Raw genomic sequence first — 15,048 nt, 5'->3', positions numbered from 1 at the left:
AAGCAAATACAGCTGATTATTGATGAGCTGTACAGAAAGCCAAAATCGTATTTACGGTTAGTGAAACGATTTGGTGGGCATATACAATACAGGAAAATGATTAATGGATCTAAACAGATGAAAGCCGAAGCGTACAGATTACCCCCTGTTTACTCTTACCCCGATGGCCTTCCTGTTTATTTCCTTACCGGAAAGCAGTTCTTATTTCAAACCCTTTTCTGTATCAGGTCCTTAACCCAGCACACCAACGAAAAATTTAAGTTTGTTTTGATGGATGATGGTACTTTTGATGCAGAACTTAATGAAATAGCGGCAAAACTTTTGCCAGGGGCAGAATTAGTTACCCTACAGCAAATTAACCAAAACCTCGATGCCATTCTTCCGCTAAATAAGTATCCCATAATCAGGCAGAAAAGAAAAATTTACAACCATTTAAAAAAACTAACCGATATCCACACCTATCATCCTAACAGTAACAAATTGGTACTGGATTCGGATATGTTATTCTGGAAAGAACCCTTAGCCGTAATAGATTGGCTTAAAAAGCCGAAAAATATCATCAATATTGAAGATAGTACGCAATCTTATGGTTATTCTATTTCATTAATGGAGCAACTTTGTGCTTCGCCAATCACCAAAAAACTCAATGTTGGCCTTATCGGGTTTAATTCTTCAATAATCGATTGGGATAAAATAGAACATTGGATACACGCATTAGAAAATGAAGAAGGAACCTCTTATTTTTTAGAACAGGCCTTAACAGCTATGATTGTTTCATCTGAAGGGAACGAAAAACGTTTGCCAAAGGAAGAATATATTGTAAACCCGAGCAACCAACAGACCGAAAAACAAGAAGGAACTCTTCATCACTACGTGGATTTATCAAAAAAACCGTATTTCATTTCGGCCTGGAAAAGTTTAAAAACTAAATGATTAAACAAGATCTGGTTACTGTAGTTATTCCATTTTATAATGCATCTATTTACTTAAATAAATGCATTGAATCTGTTATTGCACAAAGCTGGCCAAGAATAGAAATTATTTTAGTAGATGATGCCTCTACAGATGGTTCTTTAGCGTTGGCCAGTGCCTACAGCGCAGAAAACATCAGGCTATTCTCGTTAAAAAAAGGTGGAGCAGCAAGGGCAAGAAATAAAGGTGTGTTGGAAGCAAAGGGCAGCTATATTCAGTTCTTGGATGCAGATGATTTTATTTCAGTAGATAAAATTGAGCAACAGATGCTAGTTGCCGCTCAAAACCCTGATAAACTAATGGTTTGCAGCACCATTCATTTTCAAAAAGAAGATCAGCTTTCGATATTGTTGCCTTCTGCATATGAAGAAAGGTTTATCAAAAGTACGGATGATCCTGTTTATTTTTTAACCCGGCTATGGGGCGGTTTAGATAATAAAGGGGCTATGGTACAGCCCAATGCCTGGCTTACCCCAAAAAAGATTATTGATAAAGCTGGTTTTTGGAACGAAAACCTGACACTGGATGACGATGGCGAATTTTTCTCAAGAGTTATTCTCCAATCAAAAGGAATAGTAAAAACTGGAGGATATAATTATTATAGAAAATCTACAGGCGCTAAAAACCTTTCTGCCAGTCAAACTAAATCCGCCTATCAAAGCCTACTTGAGTCTGCATTATCTAAAAAAGAACAGTTATTAAGTAGAACAGGTTCGCACGATGCAAACTTTGCCATTTACAGGCTTTTGCACAATGTAGCGGTTTTAAGTTACCCCAATTACCCCACAATTTCGGCCAAAGCATTAGCAGAATTACCCCCCATAGATCGTAAGTTTAGCGTAGATGTAGGAGCTGGTAAACTCGCCAAAATACTTAATTACCTACTGGGTTGGAAGGTTACAAGAAAATTAATGGCGTTTAAAACTAAACTTGCATGATAGCAATTGTATCCTCATGCTTATATCCGGAGGAAAAAAAGGGGGAATCAAAACGGAGCCATTTTACCCACGAAGAGCGGGAAAGGCAAACCATTTCGACCTTAAAGGCGCTTGAAAACTTTAATTTTAGCCAGATTATCTTGGTTGATAATTCTGTCTCTGCTAATCTGGATGTAATTAAATCAGCCTGCAAAGCTGTTCAGGTGATACACATTAAACAGTATCAATTTATCAATAAAGGCATAAACGAATTTTTGATGCTTTTGGCCACATTGGATATTTTACCTGAGAACGAACCCATTTTTAAAATCAGTGCACGCTATTTACCCAACGAAAATTTCAATACCAATTTTGATGAAGCATATGATTTTAAAGTTAGGGCATACCACTTAGGCACTAAAAGGTCATCCATTTCTACAAGGGGTTATTTTGTAAGAAATAAGCAAATTTATGAAGCCTTTTTACTTAAAACCCTGAATGAAACTTTCGCCTATGAACGAAGGGTGGTTGGTATACGGAGCTTAATCCACTTTGTAAAACAGTTTATAAATCCGGTTTTTAATATCCCCCGCGGTGCTGCTGTCGAATTTGCAGGCGCTAGAATATTGAAATATGCTGGCTACCACACCGAGTATGTTGACAAAATAGGTATTAGTGGCTCTATTGCCGGATTCGAAAACAAGAGCATCATTAAAGAATGAAAATTTTTCTTTCCTTCTTACAATCAAAAATCCAACATCCCATACCTGCATACAACTTTTGGGAATACTATATTAAAAACGGTATTACTGAAACCGGATTCCAATATATTGAATGTGATGATGTTGATTGGGCGCAGGGCCTCGTTCAGCAATCTGATCAGGAATTTCAGGATTGGAAAAGTTTTACCTGGAGTAGGGTACTGAAACAGATTAAAGAGCAGGGTGCTGATTTATTTTTAAGCTATTTATACCCGCAACAAATAGACGAAAGTGCTGTTCGCGAACTAAAAAAAATGGGTGTGTTTTGTGTCAATTTTTTTTGTGACCATGTTCGGCTTTACCGCTCGGTGCCTAAAGCATTTCATGTTTTCGATCTGAACTGGGTACCAGAATATAAAGCCATAAAATTTTATCAAAAAGCCCGGTTAAACTACCTTAACCTGCCCATGCCCATGTGGGTTGAGCCAAAATATAGGTCATTTAACAACATTGAAAATAATCAGGTTTCTTTTATCGGATCAAAAGACATTCAACGGCATTTATTATTCTACACCTTAATTAAGCATAATCCTGAACGGATAATTAACATTTACGGAAAGGATTGGCTAAATAACGATCGGCTTTCAAGTATACCTGCAAGTTCAGCCAGGCAAAAAATTTTAAATCAGTTAGCTTTTATAGGGCAAAATGGGTTTTATGCTTTTGCCAATAAAATCAGATCCCGTTCTTACAAAGCGCCATCATCATTGGCACTGAACAGTTTTTTTAAAGGTAAACCAGATTTTGAAAACTATATCAAAATCACCAAAGAAAGCAATATTACCATCGGGGTTAACCGGTATCCCAGCTTTAATTATCCTTTGCAAAAACCAAATACTTACTCGCGCTTAAGGGATATTGAAGCACCAATGCTCGGGGCCTGTTATTTAACCGAATGGACCGAAGGCATTGATGAACTATACGAAACCGGAAAAGAGATTGTAACGTATACCAGTGCCGAAGAACTGGACGAACAATGCAGCAGGCTCTTGGCTGATGAAAAAATGAGGATGCAATTAAGAGAAGCTGGGCAGAAAAGAGCACTATCCGATCATTCGATCAGCGCTTCAATCCAAAAAATTATTGAGCATATAACTTGAGTAGCACACGTTTAATTATTTATTTTGTAAAACCACCAATAAAAGACCGTTTCTTTTGGGGAGACCGGTATATTTTGCCCACGATTAGAAAACTAATAAGAGGCGAAAGAATAAGTAGTTTAGAACTGGTTTTTAAAAACCTTTGCAAAGCTTTCGATCTTGTAAAACAACCTTATTTAACCAATATCCCTTTCGATCAAATTACCGAGCGTGACCACATTATTGTACTTGGTTTGGGATTACAGGCTTTGAATGGATACCACCAAACAAATAAGCTCGTTGCTGGCATTGGCTTAATGACACACCCATCAAACTGGCCAACCTTATTTGTGGATTACCCTGTTGCTACTTACTTACAGCATTCTAAATGGACTGCCGACATCTATAATAAATGGTTTGGTAAAAATAAATGCAGCATATGGCCTGCCGGAATTGATACAGAATTTTGGAAGCCGAAACCGAGTGGACCAAAAACAGATATTTTGATATATGTTAAGTTTTTATGGGATCAGGAACAAAACCGTTTAAATCTACTTAAGCCGATTATAGCTTTTTTGGAAAAAGAACAGATCTCCCATCAGCTAATCGTTTATGGAGCATACGATGTAAAAACCTATAAGGGATTATTGGCCAGCAGTAAAGGAATGATTTTTTTGTGCGAACACGAAAGCCAAGGTTTAGCTTATCAAGAAGCATTATCCATGAACGTGCCAATACTGGCCTGGGACCAAGGTTTATGGCTGGATCCTAGTCGGTTTGAATGGGGCGAAACAGCGCCGGTAAAAGCAACATCAGTACCCTATTTTGATGAACGTTGTGGCGATAAATTTAAAAACCTCAACGAGTTTTACCACAAATTTCCGATGTACTACGCGGCCTTGAACCATTCTAAATTCTCGCCACGGGATTACATACTTGAAAACCTATCTCTAGAAAAAAGTGCAGAAAAAATGAGCTCAATCCTGAATAAAGTATATAGTTTAACCTAAACCTGATTATTTAAATGAATAACCCACAAAATTTATGAACTGGAAATACTTAACAGGCAAAACATTTTCAAGTTTGGAAAAAGGTTTATTAAAACTACAGCTTAATTTCATCTCCAAAAATTACCCTTATGGTAGAAATTGGATATTCGATGCAAAAAGAATTTTAGTCAGGGAACCTTCAGTTATTATTGATGCAGGCGCAAATATCGGATCCATCAGTAGAGAGTTGAGCTATTGGTTTCCTACGGCCAAAATAATGGCTTTTGAGCCGGTTAAGCATACTTTCGATCAATTGTTGAAACATTTGAGAAATTATCCCAATATCATTTTTTTCCAAAAAGCACTTGGCGCTGCCCCAGGTAAAATTACCATTGATATCAATAGAGAAAATACAATTAATTCTATCAAAGCTACCTATAACAGCGAAAACATAATCGGTAAAGAGGAAATTGAGGTGGTAAGGTTGGAAGAGGTATTGCTTGAACAGCACATTGATCAGATCGATATCATCAAAATTGATGTAGAAGGTTTTGAATTTGAAGTTTTGGAAGGCCAGGGCAGCTTGATTAACCAAACAAAAATGATATTATTGGAGGTTGGCTATGAAAGGGAGATTACAAAAGTTCATTTTTCAGATGTGGAAGCATTTATGGAGCAAAAAGGTTTTATGTTATGCGGCATATACGAAACGCGGAGAAATTTACTGGATAAACGTAAACTGTGGTATTCCAATAACCTTTACGTTAAAAAGGAACTCTTAAACACATGAAAATAGGTATTACCGCAGATCCAGAAATTGCTGTTCCGCCACTGCTTTACGGCGGTATTGAACGCATTATTGATATGATAGTGGTTGAACTGTTAAGCCTAGGACATGAGGTTACTTTATTCGCCAATAGCGAATCTAGTGTAAACAGCCAACTCATCTCCTACCAAAGTAGCGGCAATTCGATAAAGGATGTGTTCGACAATAGTTTATTAATAAAAAAAACCATTAACAGCCAAAAGTTCGATATGGTGCACAGTTTTGGCAGGTTGGCTTATTTGCTGCCAATTATGCCAACAAAAATACCAAAACTGATGAGTTATCAACGGGAACCCACCATTAAACAAATTAAAAGGGGCCACTTACTTTCGCGCAAAAACTCATTGCATTTTACCGGCTGCAGCAATTACATTACCAACCAAATTAAGCCACATGCCAGTGCCGAAACCGTTTATAATGGCGTTAATTTTGACAAATATGCTTTTTCTGAAGCGGTGGAGGGAGACGCACCCCTTGTTTTTTTAGGACGTATAGAGCCTATCAAGGGCGTTCACCTGGCGGTTGAAATGGCCATAAAAACTGGTAAAAAACTGGTTATTGCCGGTAATATACCTGAGTTTTATACACCTTATTTCAATGAAAAAATCAAACCATTTTTAAGCGACCAGATCCAATATGTGGGTGCTGTTAACGATATTCAAAAAAGCGAAATCTTAAGCAAGGCCGCAGCTTTGCTCATGCCGATATTATGGGATGAGCCGTTTGGGATCGTGATGGTAGAAGCAATGGCCTGTGGCACTCCGGTATTGGGTTTAAACAGGGGCGCTGTACCTGAGGTAGTAGTTAATGGGGTTACCGGATTTTTCTGTAATACTGTTAACGAGTTAACAGAAAGGGTGGCCGAAATTAAATCCATAAATAGGTTTTCAGTTTTGGAAATGGCCAAATCGAAGTTTTCGGCACAGGTAATTACCCAACAATATTTACAGCAGTACCAACAGTTTTAATGAAAGTTATCGTTTCACATCCATCCATTGCACCGCATGTTAAACAAACAGTAATGGCCTACCAAGAAGCGGCTTACCTTAAATATTTTTACACCTCATTTTTTGAACATCCAGAAAACAGCTTATCAAACAAACTTTCGGCTTTCAGCTATCTCAAAAACTTAATCAAAAGAAGACAGTTTAATGAGCTTCCTATTCATAAATTTATTAGCAGACCTTTGCCTGAATTAATGCGGACTTTTTTTTCGAGGCTAGGTTATCCCCTAATTACTGACAGGATTTGGGAATGGAGCGAGCTCAGTTTTGATAATTGGGTAGCTAAAGCCTTAACACACGACCAAACTGATGTAGTGCATACTTATGAGCACTGCGCATTAAAAACTTTGGTTAAGGCGAAAGCCATGAATATATTGTCTGTTTATGAGCAGCCCAGTCAGCACCATCTCTTTTTTACAAAAGTAGTTCAGAAACAGTTTGAGCTTTATCCTGAATTAATAACAGAAGATACAGATCTATTAGTTAATTCTAAAGCCGTTAGAAGAAACAAAAGACGTGATGAGGAACTTAAAATAGCTGATTTGATTATATGCAACTCTTCATTTACGAAAAAAACACTTATTGAAGGCGGTATTGATGCTGCAAAAATTGAAGTTATTCCATTGGCATTTCCTGTGGACCAGCCCCCTATTATTCAAGAAAAAACTTCAACCGGTCCAGTTAAATTTTTGTATGCGGGCAACCAATCTATAAGAAAAGGTTCACACCTTCTTTATGAAGCCTGGAATCAATGCAATTTTAACGAACAAGATGCAGAACTTTATCTGATCGGTAAAATGACCCTGCCCGAAAAGATCAGAAGAAACCTGCCGGGCAAAGTAATCATTAAAGAAAATATTCCTCATGAGGAACTGATGGATCTATATAGGGAGGTTGATGTATTTGTACTCCCAACATTGGCTGATGGTTTTGGGATGGTTGTTACTGAAGCCATGGCAAATGGAATTCCGGTTATTGCAACCGATGCATGCTGTGGGCCAGATTTGATATCGCCCATGGAGAATGGCTGGATTATTCCGGCCGGCGATTTGGAAGCGCTCATAAACCAACTAAAATGGTGTACAGCAAATAAAATTGAATTGCCAAAATTTGGTGCCGCAGCATTAAGAAAGGCACAAACCTGGACATGGCATCAATACCGGGAAAAATTAAGCGAAATTATTTTCAATAAATGGACGGAGCGCAAAACAAAACCATCTGCTTAATTACGCCTGGGCACATCTCATCAAACCCCAGATTGGTTAAAGAAGCCACATCATTATCCAAAGCAGGCTATAACGTGCACCTAATATTTACACAATACGTTGGTTCGCTGGTTAAGTATGATCAAGAAATCCTTGAAGCTAATCCATCATGGACTTTTGATGCACTCAACTGGACACCGCAAAATTTATTAACCACATTTTCTAAAATTAAATCAGGTTTAAGATTAAAGACACTTAACCTATTTCCAAACAACAACTTACACTACACTTTAAATAGAAATTACGGCTGGCAATTGGCCAAAGCTATTAAAGTTAAAGCAGCATTATATATTGGCCATAATCTTGGGGCACTGCCTGTAGCAGTAAATGCAGCAACAGCCAACCAGGTTAAGAGCGGTTTTGATGCCGAAGATTTTCACCGGCAGGAATTAACCGACGATCAGCACAGTAGCGACTACAAACTTAAAGAGGAAACTGAGAATCACTATATACCTAAATTAGATTACTTTACCACTGCCAGCCCATTAATCGCTAATCTTTACAAATCGTTATATAATATTAAGGTACAGAACATTAACAATGTTTTTCCTAAAATAGCGGATGCTTCTGTCATCAATACCCAAAAGCCTATTAAACTTTTTTGGTTTTCGCAAACCGTTGGCCCAAACCGGGGCATTGAAACCATAATTAACGCCATAAATAGCATAAGCACACCCCTTGAATTACATTTATTGGGGAAGTTTGATCCTAACTATCAAGAACAATTAAATCAACTGGCTGCAATAGAAAGGCGAAAAGATTTATTCTTTCACCATACGGTAAGTCCAGAACAATTATTAAAAATGGCGGGCAGTTATGATATTGGCATAGCATCTGAAAAAACTACCCCCCTTAACCGTAATATATGCTTAACCAATAAGCTCTTCACCTATATCCAAAGCGGATTGGCGGTTGTAGCCAGTAATACTATAGCCCAAAGTGCCTTTATGAGTAGTTATAACTATACCGGCAAAATTTACCATGATGCTTCAGGTCTGGCCACTATAATTAATCATTACCATGAAAACAGAAGATTGTTAAACGCTACCAAAAAGGCCTGCTATGAACTTGGACAAAAAAGTTTAAACTGGGAAAATGAAAGTCAAAAGTTTTTAATTTTAGTTAAAGAAACAATTGGATAAAAAAGTACAATCCATTCAATGGCTTAAGGGGTTAGACAGTTTACGGTTTATATTAGCTCTTGTAGTATTGTTATCTCATATTTTTACGCATCCTGATTTTCAGCTTGTCCCTAATACAGAAATCAGCAGCATAATTTACACGTTCATAAGATTAATCTCTAACGGTACTGCTGCAGTTATAGGTTTCTTTATCTTATCTGGTTTTATTATCCATTATACCTCAAAACTTCAGGTAACCCAGTTAAAAAAATTCTATGCCCGGAGGTTTATCCGCATTTTAGGACCATTAGCTGTGGTTTTCTTATTGGGATATAGATTTGGACATCCTGAAAAAGGTGTAGTTTGGAGCCTGCTCTGTGAGCTTATTTTTTATGCACTATATCCATTTACACAGAAAATTAAATTAAACTGGAACAGCAAACTATTAATTAGCTTCTTGGGATCATTAATTGCCATTTACTTTTTCGCTTATCACGATATTTTGGCAATGGTTAATCAATCCGCAAATCATTATCATGGTTATTATTGGCAAGCTGGCCCATTATACACTTGGATTATTGGCTTGCCGTGTTGGCTTTTTGGGGTAAAAATTGCAGAAGATATCCATAGTGATAACCAAACATCATTTAAAGTGGTTTACCTTTACAGAATAAGCGTTTTGATATGTTCGGTTTTACTTCATTTTCTGAAAGAAGAATATTTCGTTAGTTATATCCTCTCGATGAATTTTTTTGCCATACTAAGTTATTATTGGTTAAAAAATGAAATCATCTATTCAAAGTATAATAAAACAATGCGCTTTATGGAGCAATTGGGGAAATCGTCTTACTCATTATATATTTTTCACCCCTTAATTATTCTACTAATTCACAAGCTTATACAAATCAACAATTTAACAAGCATGTTAATGGTTATTACTGCAATAATACTATCCTACATTTTCTATCTTTTAATAGAAAAGCCATTCCATCATTTTGCCAGGTTTATAGGCAATAAGTTTAACCAGTAGCTGTGAAAGTTGAAAGCTTTTATCAAAAATACGTTATCAAGATTTGAACCGGTTGAAAAATAATTTAAAAGTACTAGATGGCCTAAGGGGCTTATCGGCTATATATGTACTCATCCATCATGCACGTTTAACCCTGACCCAACCTTATTTTAACGGTTTATCCAAACATCCCGAACAATATCAATGGTACGATAAGTTAATGGTCTATTTCTTTTCTTTGTTCAAATTTGGGCACGAAGCGGTTATCATTTTCTTTGTACTCTCCGGTTTTTTAATCCATTTTAGATATGCCGGTGCACAGTATAGTTTTTCAGAATTTAAATTAAAACAATACCTAAAAAAACGGATAATCAGGATTTACCCAACGTTAATCTTTTCATTTATAGTTTGTTTTTTAACAGATTATATCATTCGCATAACCACTGGCGATTCTTATCCGCTCAGTCAATATTCGCTGAGCAGATTTTTGTATAATTTCTTTTTAGTACCCGAAAGTCCGCTTTGGGGTTCCAACTATCCTGTTTGGTCTTTAAAGTATGAATGGTTCTTTTATCTCATGTACCCATTGCTATTGTGGAGCTATCATCAACAAAGAATTGTGCCATTACTGTTAAGTATAGCTCTTTTTGCTGCATACCTATTCGGCTACAAAATCGATTATATTGGTGCGGCTGCTTATACCCTATCTATCTGGCTTTTGGGTGCCGTAATGGCAACTGTTTATCAGCAAAATGAAAGACTTTTCAACTACATACCAATATTGATTGTTTTTTGTGTGGCATACCCTTTCATTGCCAGGATAAACAGTAATTACCCTTGGCTAGACCTTTGTTTTGGATTAATTACCACTGGCTTTATTGCTTTAATGATCAAAAGAAATAAATCACTATTGGCCAAAGCATTATCTTCTTTAGCCTGGCTTGGTACTTTTTCCTATTCGCTTTATTTATTGCACTTCCCAATACTCCTGTTGTTTAAGGCCTTGGCTATTCACTATGCCGAGAATAAGGAACTGCCTTACCACTTGTGGTATGTAACAGGATCAATAATGATCATAATCCCAATAGCATATTTAATTTATTATTACACGGAGCGTATTGCCCTTAATTATAAAAAAAGAATTTAGTTCTTTGAAAAAAGTATTAATTATTTCTCCTTATTTTCCTCCGGCTAATACTGCAGATTCGCAGCGTGTACGCATGAGCTTGCCTTACTTCGAAAAATTTGGTTGGGAAGCAGAAGTTGTGGCAGTTGGTGAAGAATACATTGATGCGGTAAAAGATCCACTCCTTTTGCAATCCATCCCTGCTTCAACTAAAATCCACCGCATACAGGCTTTTTCGAAAAAATTGACATCCAAATTTGGACTGGGAAGTGTGGCACTCCGCTCGCTTTGGTATTACCGAAAGAAAGTAAACCAACTGCTTAAAACAGCACATTTTGATTTAATATATTTTTCCACTACCCAATTTCCTGTTTGCATTTTGGGCGCCTATTGGAAAAGAAAATTCAATATACCTTATGTTATTGATATGCAAGACCCCTGGCATACCGATTATTATCAGGATAAACCAAAATCGCAAAGGCCAAAAAAATATTGGTTTTCTTATCGGCTAAACAAACATCTAGAACCTATAGCTCTAAAAAGCGCAGACGGCCTGATCAGCGTTTCGAAAGCCTATATTGATACACTTCATCAACGTTATCCACAATTAATCGACAAACCTCATCAAGTGATCACTTTTGGGGCCTTTGAACTAGATTTCGCCATTGCCCAAAAAACATATGCAGAATCGAAACTAGTTTTTCCACAGACAGAAAACAAGCTCAACCTGGTATATATTGGACGTGGCGGTGAAGATATGAGAAGCAGCCTTCAACTTCTTTTTGGCGCATTAAAACAGGGAATAGGTAGCTTGCCACAGTTGTTTGAAAATATTAAATTATATTTTATTGGCACCAGTTATGCCCCAGCCGGACAGGGTACGCCAACGATAGCTCCAGTTGCAGAAGAATTTGGCATTTCTGCCTACGTTACCGAATATACAGATCGAATAGGTTTCTATGAGAGTATAAATAACCTTCAGCATGCAGATGGTTTAATTATTATTGGATCAGACCAGGCTGCTTATACAGCCTCTAAGGCATACCCATATATGCTTTCGCAAAAAAACCTACTTGGTATCTTTAATTCCCAAAGTAGTGCGGGCAAAGTGATCCAACAGTGCAATGCAGGCCACTTAATTACCTTAAACCAAAGCCCAACAGAAGCCTTTGAAGTGCTTAAAAACTTTATTAAAGATATTTTGTCGCATAGGACACCTCAAACCAATTGGAGCGCATTTGCACAATATACTGCTAATTATTTGACCCAAAAACAGGTTGATGTGTTTGAACAGGTAACCCAACAATTTGGCAAAGCCGTAAATCAAAAATGAAGAAGCTAGCCATTATTACCACACACCCTATTCAATATTATGCTCCAGTGTTTCAATTATTGGCTAAACATTTGGAGCTAAAAGTTTTTTATACGCGGGGCGAGCAATCAAGGGCTAAATATGATCAGGGTTTTCGTCAACAAATTGAATGGGACATACCACTTTTGAATGGTTATGCCTATCAGTTTTTAGAAAACTCATCAAAAGATCCCGGAACACATCATTTTAATGGCATTATTAATCCGGGGCTACTAAAAGCAGTACAAGATTTTAAGCCGGATGCGGTTTTAATTTATGGTTGGGCCTGGAACAGCCACTTAAAAGCACTCCGCTTTTTTAAAAATAAAACACCAATTTATTTTAGGGGAGATTCTACCTTAATTGATCAACAAGGCGGCTATAAAAGATTGTTCAGAAAAATTTTCCTCAAATGGGTTTATAAACATGTTGATACTGCATTTTATGTTGGTAAAGCGAATAGAGCTTACTATAAATATTTTGGACTTAAGGGTAAGCAGTTAGTTTTTGCTCCACATGCTATAGATAATAACAGATTTGAGATTAAAAAAAATGAAGAAGCAACCGCAATAAGACAAAAATTTGGAATTGGAGCAGCAGACATCTTAATATTATTTGCGGGAAAATTTGAGCCGAAAAAAAATCCTGAACTTTTGTTGGATGCTTTTATCAATCTTGAATTGAAAAGCACACATGTACTTTTTGTTGGAAATGGAATGTTAGAGGAGAATTTAAAGCAGAAAGTTAAAGGTTTAGCGGAGTTAAGATCCTTCAACTACGCCCAGGATGACAACGAAGGGAGTTGGGAGTTGGGAGTTGGCAGTTGGGCGGAGATGATAAAAAGCCGAATCCATTTTATGGATTTTCAGAATCAGAGCAAAATGCCACTTGTATATCAGGCATGCGATTTATTCTGTCTACCTTCGCAGGGACCTGGCGAAACTTGGGGGCTTGCGGTTAATGAAGCCATGGCTGCAGGAAAGGCTATACTGGCTTCTACAAGAGTTGGCTGTGCGGAAGATCTTATACAACCAAACAAAAATGGAGAAATATTTAAATCAGGTGATTTAGCTGATCTTAAAAAAAAACTTAATGCACTCACTGAAAATAAAGATAAATTAGTGCAAATGGGATTGGCATCGCAAGGAATTATCCAAGATTGGTCGTTCGAAAAACAGGTAAAAGTGATTGTTGATACTATCCAGAATAACCATGCAGAATAATAATCCTACTAAACTGATATTAACTTTATATCTCCCGGTTCTAATCTGCTATGTGTTGGTCAATAGTCCAATTGTATCATATTTTGTAGCTTGGTTCGGTTCGCTTTTTATCTTTTATACCACCATACTATCTCCTGCGGCAATCATAAAGCAGGATTTACCCATCCATAAACAGATTATGCGCCCCATATTTCTTACGCAGCTTATTTTTGCTGGGTTTATGTGCGTTACCTCTTTATTTTATTTTTTAGATCATTTAGGCTATCGGTATTTAACAGAAGTTAACTATGGTGCACAGTTTAAAGAAAGCGAGCAAACTGCCTTAATCGCCAGCTGTCAACGCATGAGCTTATTGGCACATGCCGCATTGGTTACAGGTATCCTACTGGTTCAAAAAAATAAACTAAGCATTAAAACTGAAAAAACTTTTGATAACGATGACTTTTTAATCTGGCTCAGTATCATCGTGTTTGGCATCGGCTCATTGGCCCAAAGGGTATCGGGGCTAAGCCAGATTTCCCTTCCGCTTACCCTTATCGGGATATCATGTGCGGCAGTATTGTTTGTTAAAGGATTTAATTCAAAAAACATCAAATACCTAGGTATTGGTGCCACCATTTTTATCATAAACTTTTTGCATGCCTCGTTATCGGGCTATAAAGAGCCCATCATTATTAATATTATTGTAATTGCCTGTGTGTTTTTTCCCTATTATAAAAAACTGATACTTTATTTAGCTATCCCAGTTGCTTATGTGCTTCTTTATTTTCTGCCTACGTACAACAATACCGTAAGGCAGAGCTGGAGCGGTGAAGTAAGTGCTGAGGAAGCACAAACTCAGGCCTTTGAAAACTTGAATTCGAAGAATGAAGAACAAATTGAAGAAACAAATTGGGGCTTTTTAACCAGAAGACTGAGTGAAATAGAAATGTTTACCCAATTTGTAGACTATGTGCCCAGCCATCACCCTTTTTATGAATGGGAAATAATAGGAAATTCTCTTGATGGACTTATTCCAAGGGTATTATGGCCAAGTAAACCTAACATGGAAACCCTTTCTATGGAACGTGTTTATGATGCGGGTGTTGCTAGCAAAATGTCTGCAGTTTCGGCTAAAACGCGCCCTATTGTAGATGCGTATTTGAGTTTTGGTATTACCGGTGTTTTCTTTTTTATGCTGCTTTATGGTATGTTGGTCCAGCACCTATCTGATAAGGCTGAGGAAATATTTGGCGGCTACGAACTTGGTTGTGTGATTATGTTCAACAGTATTTTTCAGGGCATGTGGCGGGGTAATAATTTTGAATTTATGTTCAATAATATTTTTTGGGGATATGTAATTATGTGGATCCTTTTTTCCCTGCTCAGAACCATAAAGGTATTAAAACCCACTTTTGATTAACCT

At 37.1% G+C, this 15,048-nt stretch carries 14 protein-coding genes; all 14 read left to right on the top strand.

Annotated features, from left to right (window positions below; genetic code table 11):
* The first annotated feature begins 96 nt into the window (after nucleotides 1-96).
* Genes ACS5PU_RS12670 through ACS5PU_RS12605 form a run of 14 tightly spaced genes read left to right on the top strand, consistent with a single transcriptional unit; the run spans nucleotide 97 to nucleotide 15,045 of the window.
* Nucleotides 97-933 carry a hypothetical protein gene (locus ACS5PU_RS12670; RefSeq protein WP_439459538.1) on the top strand — a complete coding sequence of 279 codons (837 nt, stop codon included), beginning with the start codon at nucleotides 97-99 and terminating at the stop codon, nucleotides 931-933.
* Nucleotides 930-1,910, top strand: a complete 981-nt coding sequence (locus ACS5PU_RS12665; protein WP_439459537.1) for a glycosyltransferase family 2 protein — start codon at nucleotides 930-932, stop codon at nucleotides 1,908-1,910. The genes ACS5PU_RS12670 and ACS5PU_RS12665 overlap by 4 nt, the downstream gene beginning before the upstream one ends.
* A complete protein-coding gene (locus tag ACS5PU_RS12660) occupies nucleotides 1,907-2,611 on the top strand; it encodes a hypothetical protein (RefSeq protein ID WP_439459536.1) in 705 nt (234 codons plus the stop codon). Before ACS5PU_RS12665 ends, ACS5PU_RS12660 begins: the two co-directional genes overlap by 4 nt.
* The gene (locus tag ACS5PU_RS12655) at nucleotides 2,608-3,750 is read left to right on the top strand and encodes a glycosyltransferase family protein (RefSeq protein ID WP_439459535.1); all 1,143 of its coding nucleotides are present in this window, start codon (nucleotides 2,608-2,610) and stop codon (nucleotides 3,748-3,750) included. The genes ACS5PU_RS12660 and ACS5PU_RS12655 overlap by 4 nt, the downstream gene beginning before the upstream one ends.
* Nucleotides 3,747-4,739 (top strand): glycosyltransferase, encoded by a 993-nt coding sequence (locus ACS5PU_RS12650; RefSeq protein ID WP_439459534.1) that lies wholly within the window; start codon nucleotides 3,747-3,749, stop codon nucleotides 4,737-4,739. The genes ACS5PU_RS12655 and ACS5PU_RS12650 overlap by 4 nt, the downstream gene beginning before the upstream one ends.
* Before the next feature lie 34 nt (nucleotides 4,740-4,773).
* The gene (locus ACS5PU_RS12645; protein WP_439459533.1) at nucleotides 4,774-5,508 is read left to right on the top strand and encodes an FkbM family methyltransferase; all 735 of its coding nucleotides are present in this window, start codon (nucleotides 4,774-4,776) and stop codon (nucleotides 5,506-5,508) included.
* Complete coding sequence (locus ACS5PU_RS12640; protein WP_439459532.1) at nucleotides 5,505-6,512, top strand: glycosyltransferase; 1,008 nt, start codon at nucleotides 5,505-5,507, stop codon at nucleotides 6,510-6,512. The genes ACS5PU_RS12645 and ACS5PU_RS12640 overlap by 4 nt, the downstream gene beginning before the upstream one ends.
* A 53-nt stretch (nucleotides 6,513-6,565) precedes the next feature.
* A complete protein-coding gene (locus ACS5PU_RS12635) occupies nucleotides 6,566-7,774 on the top strand; it encodes a glycosyltransferase family 4 protein (RefSeq protein ID WP_439459531.1) in 1,209 nt (402 codons plus the stop codon).
* Entirely contained in the window at nucleotides 7,741-8,955 is a 1,215-nt protein-coding gene (locus ACS5PU_RS12630; protein WP_439459530.1) for a hypothetical protein, read from the top strand. The genes ACS5PU_RS12635 and ACS5PU_RS12630 overlap by 34 nt, the downstream gene beginning before the upstream one ends.
* Nucleotides 8,948-9,964: an acyltransferase family protein gene (locus ACS5PU_RS12625; RefSeq protein ID WP_439459529.1), complete on the top strand. Its 1,017-nt coding sequence runs from the start codon at nucleotides 8,948-8,950 to the stop codon at nucleotides 9,962-9,964. Before ACS5PU_RS12630 ends, ACS5PU_RS12625 begins: the two co-directional genes overlap by 8 nt.
* Before the next feature lie 52 nt (nucleotides 9,965-10,016).
* Nucleotides 10,017-11,090, top strand: a complete 1,074-nt coding sequence (locus ACS5PU_RS12620) for an acyltransferase family protein (RefSeq protein ID WP_439459528.1) — start codon at nucleotides 10,017-10,019, stop codon at nucleotides 11,088-11,090.
* Between the two features lie 4 nt (nucleotides 11,091-11,094).
* On the top strand, nucleotides 11,095-12,402 hold the full coding sequence (locus ACS5PU_RS12615) for a glycosyltransferase (RefSeq protein WP_439459527.1): 1,308 nt from the start codon (nucleotides 11,095-11,097) through the stop codon (nucleotides 12,400-12,402).
* Nucleotides 12,399-13,643: a glycosyltransferase family 4 protein gene (locus tag ACS5PU_RS12610; protein ID WP_439459526.1), complete on the top strand. Its 1,245-nt coding sequence runs from the start codon at nucleotides 12,399-12,401 to the stop codon at nucleotides 13,641-13,643. The genes ACS5PU_RS12615 and ACS5PU_RS12610 overlap by 4 nt, the downstream gene beginning before the upstream one ends.
* A complete protein-coding gene (locus ACS5PU_RS12605; protein ID WP_439459525.1) occupies nucleotides 13,633-15,045 on the top strand; it encodes an exosortase Y-associated Wzy-like protein in 1,413 nt (470 codons plus the stop codon). Before ACS5PU_RS12610 ends, ACS5PU_RS12605 begins: the two co-directional genes overlap by 11 nt.
* Nucleotides 15,046-15,048: the final 3 nt, after the last annotated feature.

This window comes from Pedobacter sp. GSP4 (assembly GCF_051857575.1).
Classification (GTDB): domain Bacteria; phylum Bacteroidota; class Bacteroidia; order Sphingobacteriales; family Sphingobacteriaceae; genus Pedobacter.
Note: the sequence above shows the minus strand (reverse complement) of the source record. Positions and strands in the feature narration are given on the sequence as shown.

Excerpts from the sequence above, each read along its gene's own strand:
- ACS5PU_RS12670 (WP_439459538.1), top strand. The coding sequence starts at position 97 with ATGATTAATGGATCTAAACAGATGAAAGCCGAAGCGTACAGATTACCC.
- ACS5PU_RS12665 (WP_439459537.1), top strand. The coding sequence starts at position 930 with ATGATTAAACAAGATCTGGTTACTGTAGTTATTCCATTTTATAATGCA.
- ACS5PU_RS12660 (WP_439459536.1), top strand. The coding sequence starts at position 1,907 with ATGATAGCAATTGTATCCTCATGCTTATATCCGGAGGAAAAAAAGGGG.
- ACS5PU_RS12655 (WP_439459535.1), top strand. The coding sequence starts at position 2,608 with ATGAAAATTTTTCTTTCCTTCTTACAATCAAAAATCCAACATCCCATA.
- ACS5PU_RS12645 (WP_439459533.1), top strand. The coding sequence starts at position 4,774 with ATGAACTGGAAATACTTAACAGGCAAAACATTTTCAAGTTTGGAAAAA.
- ACS5PU_RS12640 (WP_439459532.1), top strand. The coding sequence starts at position 5,505 with ATGAAAATAGGTATTACCGCAGATCCAGAAATTGCTGTTCCGCCACTG.
- ACS5PU_RS12635 (WP_439459531.1), top strand. The coding sequence starts at position 6,566 with ATGGCCTACCAAGAAGCGGCTTACCTTAAATATTTTTACACCTCATTT.
- ACS5PU_RS12630 (WP_439459530.1), top strand. The coding sequence starts at position 7,741 with ATGGACGGAGCGCAAAACAAAACCATCTGCTTAATTACGCCTGGGCAC.
- ACS5PU_RS12610 (WP_439459526.1), top strand. The coding sequence starts at position 12,399 with ATGAAGAAGCTAGCCATTATTACCACACACCCTATTCAATATTATGCT.
- ACS5PU_RS12605 (WP_439459525.1), top strand. The coding sequence starts at position 13,633 with ATGCAGAATAATAATCCTACTAAACTGATATTAACTTTATATCTCCCG.